The 3,748-nt window shown below is 72.1% G+C and carries 4 protein-coding genes; 2 read left to right on the top strand and 2 right to left on the bottom strand.

Annotation, left to right across the window (positions count from 1 at the left end):
- Nucleotides 1-630 (top strand): uroporphyrinogen-III C-methyltransferase (gene cobA, locus G6021_RS06855; protein WP_182617665.1); only part of this gene is annotated, 630 nt, incomplete at its 5' end.
- A gap of 91 nt (nucleotides 631-721) precedes the next feature.
- On the opposite strand, the gene G6021_RS06860 is transcribed toward cobA, so the two are convergent.
- Entirely contained in the window at nucleotides 722-1,471 is a 750-nt protein-coding gene (locus G6021_RS06860; RefSeq protein ID WP_182640919.1) for a peroxide stress protein YaaA, read from the bottom strand.
- Between the two features lie 58 nt (nucleotides 1,472-1,529).
- Between G6021_RS06860 and G6021_RS06865 the strand changes: the two genes are divergently transcribed.
- Nucleotides 1,530-3,281, top strand: a complete 1,752-nt coding sequence (locus tag G6021_RS06865; protein WP_182640920.1) for a proline--tRNA ligase — start codon at nucleotides 1,530-1,532, stop codon at nucleotides 3,279-3,281.
- A 4-nt stretch (nucleotides 3,282-3,285) separates the two neighbouring features.
- Here the strand turns inward: G6021_RS06865 and G6021_RS06870 are convergent.
- The coding region (locus G6021_RS06870; RefSeq protein WP_241736451.1) for a DUF4439 domain-containing protein at nucleotides 3,286-3,748 on the bottom strand (463 nt) is incomplete at its 5' end.

The following is a 3,748-nucleotide window of genomic DNA, read 5'->3' on the forward strand; positions in this document are numbered from 1 at the left end:
GCCCCGCAGCGGCCGCTGGGGGAGCTGCGTTCGGACGTCGAGATCGTCGACGCGGCCAAGATCCCGTACGGGCGCTCGATGGCCCAGGACGCCATCAACCGGGTCCTCGTGGACCGCGCGAGGGAGGGCAAGTTCGTCGTCCGACTCAAGGGCGGCGACCCGTTCCTCTACGGGCGGGGATACGAGGAGGCCCACGCCTGCGCCGAGGCCGGGATCCCCTGCACCGTCGTCCCCGGGGTGTCCAGCGCGCTCAGCGTTCCCGCGCTCGCGGGGATCCCCGTGAGCAACCGCGGCATGACCCACGAGGTCACCATCGTCTCGGGTCACCTCCCGCCGGGGCACCCGGGCTCCCTCGTCGACTGGGAGGCCCTGGCCCGGATGCGGGGGACGCTGGTCGTGCTGATGGGCGTCAAGAACTCCCCGGCCATCGCCGACTCGCTCATGGCCGGTGGCCGATCGCCGGACACCCCCGCCGCGATCATCGTGGACGGCAGCCTCGACGGTCAGGTCACCCACCGGTGCACGGTCGGCACCATGGCCACCACGCTCACCGACCGCGGGGTCCGGCCGCCGGCGATAGTGGTTGTCGGCGAGGTCGCCGGACTCCCGCAGGTGCTGACCCGGGCCTGAATCCCGCCCTCGCGGTCCCGGGTCCTCTACTCAGGGGCCCAGGTCCTGTCCTCGGGGGCCCGGATCCTGACCTCAGGGGCCGTCGTCCCCCTCAGGGGCCGGTCACCATCGTCAGGGTGGAGGGCGAGCTGTGTTCGAGGGTGTGCCCCGCCCGGCGGGCCACCCGCAGGAGCGCCTGTACGTCCGCCATCTCCGCCCGTGAGGTCGCCAGCGTCCTGGCGAGCAGCCCCTTGTGGTGCTTGGAGAAGTGGGACACCACCTTGCGGGTGCCGTCCGGGTACTCCGTGACGACGTCGACGGTGACGGCCCCCGGGACCGGCCCCAACTGGTGGTAGCCGTCCGAGCGGAGGTCGACCACCAGGTCGTCGGCCCATCCCGCGGTGGCGTCGGTGATCGAGGGCTTCCAGACCGCGCGGAGCGTTCCCAGTCCGGGCAGCCGCGTCCCCGCGGAGAGTCGGTAGTGGGGGATGGGGTCGGCGGCGGCGAGCAGGCCGAACAGCGCCGACCCGATCCACAGCCGCGATTCGGCGCGCGACCGGGTGGCCCGGGTGAAGGAGGACTGGTCCAACGCGTCGTAGAGCACCCCGGTGTACCGGCTCAGTGCCGGGGCGGTGGGGGAGGACCACAGGCGTGCGTCGTGCGTCACCTCCTCGGCGAGCGCGTCGCTCAGGCCCAACGCGCGTCGCGCTCCCCCCGGGTCGTCGACACACATCGCGACCAGGGCTCCGGCCACCGATTCCCGGGTGTCGGAGAGCGCCGGGAGTGACAGCGCGGCCAGATCGAGGGGGTCGCCCGACCCGCCGACGGACTTGGTCTCGGAGGGCGAGAGGAGGATGCGCACCCGGCTGAGGCTACCGTCGCTCCGGTGGCGGGTCCCCGGGCGGCTACGCTTGACCACCGTGATCACGCGTCTGTCCCACCTCTTCCTGCGTACGCTCCGCGACGACCCGGCCGATGCCGAGGTCCTGAGCCACAAACTGCTGGTCCGTGCCGGCTATGTCCGGCGCGTCGCACCCGGCGTGTACTCCTGGCTCCCGCTCGGCCTGCGCACCCTCCGGCGGATCGAGCAGGTGGTGCGCGAGGAGATGAACGCCTCAGGGGCCCAGGAGATCAGCCTGCCCGCGCTCCTGCCCCGCGAGCCCTACGAGACGACCGGCCGGTGGACCGAGTACGGATCGGCGTTGTTCCGTCTCAAGGACCGCAAGGGCAACGACATGCTCCTCGGCCCCACCCACGAGGAGCTGTTCACCCTCACGGTGCAGGGCGAGTACTCCTCGTACAAGGACCTGCCCGTCACCCTCTACCAGATCCAGTCCAAGTACCGGGACGAGGAGCGACCCCGTGCCGGGATCCTCCGGGGCCGCGAGTTCACCATGAAGGACTCGTACTCCTTCGACCTCGACGACGCCGGTCTCGCGCGCTCGTACCAGGTGCACCGGGAGACCTACCAGCGCATCTTCGACCGCCTGGGCATCGAGTACGTGGTCTGCGCCGCCACCTCGGGCGCGATGGGCGGATCGGCGTCCGAGGAGTTCCTGGCGATCTCCGCGGCGGGGGAGGACACCTTCGTCCGGTCGACGGACGGGGAGTACGCGGCCAACGTCGAGGCCGTGGTGACCCCGGTACCGCCCGCCCGTCCGCTCGAGGGGCTCCCCGATCCCGTCGTCCACGACACCCCCGACACGCCGACGATCGCGACGCTGGTCGACTGGGCCAATGGAGCGGGCCTCGGACGCCAGGTGACAGCGGCGGACACGCTGAAGAACGTGTTGTTCAAGGTCCGTGAGCCCGGCAAGGACTGGGAACTGCTGGGCGTGGGGCTGCCCGGTGACCGCGAGGTCGACATGAAGCGCGTCGAGGCGGCGCTCGAGCCCGCCGAGGTGGCCGTGCTGGGCGAGGACGACTTCACGGACAACCCGTTCCTCGTGAAGGGGTACATCGGTCCCGGGTCCCTGCTCGCGGGCGGGGTCCGATACCTGGTGGACCCCAGGGTGGTCGAGGGGACAGCCTGGATCACCGGGGCGGACGAGCCGGGCAGACACGTCGTGGGCCTGGTCTGTGGCCGCGACTTCACCCCCGACGGCACGATCGAGGCAGCCGAGGTCAGGGAGGGCGACGAGGCCCCCGACGGCCACGGCACGCTCACCCTCGCGCGTGGGATCGAGATCGGCCACATCTTCCAGCTCGGCCGCAAGTACACCGACGCCTTCGGATTCGACGTCCTCGGCGAGAACGGGAAGCCCGCCCGGGTGACGATGGGGTCCTACGGCATCGGGGTGTCCCGGCTCGTCGCGGTGTTGGCCGAGCAGTACGCCGACGAGAAGGGCCTGGTGTGGCCGGCGGCCGCGGCCCCGGCCGACGTCCACGTGGTGATAGCCAACAAGGACGAGGCGGCGGCCAGCGGAGCCGCGACGCTCGTCGAGGCGCTCGATCGGGCCCGCCTCGAGGTGCTCTTCGACGACCGCAAGGCCTCACCGGGTGTGAAGTTCAAGGACGCCGAGCTGATCGGCGTCCCGTGGGTCGTGGTCGTGGGTCGGGGGTGGTCGGAGGGGACGGTGGAGCTCCGCGAGCGCGCCACCGGGGAGGTCACCCAGGTACCGGTGGACGGAGCCGCGGACGAGATCATCCGGCTCGTCGGGGCCGGACGCTAGTCCGTCAGGACGGGGGCGGGAACCCGGGCAGCGCCTCGAACGGCGCACCCGGCACCAGCGTCCGCCAGCGCTCCAGCTGAATCGAGGCGGCCGTGAGGGCGTCGAGACAGAACCTCCGGATCTCCGTCGACCGCGCTGCCGTGATCTCCGTCCGCCACGCCACGCAGCAGTCCGACTCGAGCCGGATGGCCAGGAGTACGGGCGAGGTCGGGGCGTCGGGGGCCATCAGATAGCCGACAGGCGCGGGAGGGGAGCCGGGCCACAGGGCCTCCGCGGCATCCCGTCGGGCACGGTGGGCGGCGAGCTCCCGTCGGACCGCGGCGTGGATACCGCTGTCCGCGCCGGCCAGGACGAGACCGTAGCCGAAGACGGCGGCGTCCTCGGACGCCAGCCCGGGTGGGGTCGTCATGCGAGCACCACCTCGACCGCCGTCGTACAGGCGGCCGACACCGCGGCCGCGAGTGCGG

Source organism: Dietzia sp. CW19 (genome assembly GCF_014145265.1).
GTDB lineage: Bacteria > Actinomycetota > Actinomycetes > Mycobacteriales > Mycobacteriaceae > Dietzia > Dietzia natronolimnaea.